This window comes from Kitasatospora nipponensis, from assembly GCF_039528135.1.
GTDB classification, from domain to species: Bacteria; Actinomycetota; Actinomycetes; order Streptomycetales; family Streptomycetaceae; genus Kitasatospora; species Kitasatospora nipponensis.
Genome location: NZ_BAAALF010000992.1, coordinates 1 through 564 on the forward strand (window position 1 = coordinate 1; position 564 = coordinate 564).

Below are 564 nucleotides of genomic sequence, written 5' to 3' on the forward strand. Positions count from 1 at the left end.
CATGGACCGTGCCTGTCGACAGTCCACCTCCCACGTTGAACGTCACGGTCTGCGGGCCGGAAGCCCTCGTGGTCTCGATGACCGTGGACCAGTCGTGGTTGTCGGGCGACTTCAGGGACACATAGCTGCCCTGCGTGTAGGACGATCCGCCCAGGTATCCGGAGCCGCTGTCGAGGTAGCGCCAGCCCGGCTGCGCGAACTGGGTGGTATGGGCCATCGCCCAGGTCGACAGACCCACGTCATAGGCACCCGACCAGGGCTGGTCCGCCCTGATCAGCCCCTGTCCCACGAAGGAGACATCGGGATAGGCGCTCGCCACGATCGGCCAGTTGATGTTCGCGACCATCCGGCCCTGGAGGTAGACCAGGTTGTTCGTGCGGGCCATCGGTGCTCCGCCGGCTTGGTGGTCCAGCGTTCCGTTCTCGCTGGCCCACAGCGGCAGCCCGAGCCCCTTGGCCGTCGGCGTGCTGGTGCACTGGGTGTAGGAACTGGAGCCGCTGTACGGGGAGCACGGGTAGTGGTTGCCGACCACTGCCGGGGGCGCCCTGTACGTCGGGGTGGTTG

The 564-nt window shown here is 67.2% G+C and carries 1 pseudogene; it reads right to left on the minus strand.

From position 1 onward, the window contains the following. Nucleotides 1-532 (minus strand): annotated as a pseudogene (locus ABD323_RS44495) (galactosylceramidase); the annotation flags it as partial. Nucleotides 533-564 lie beyond the last annotated feature (32 nt).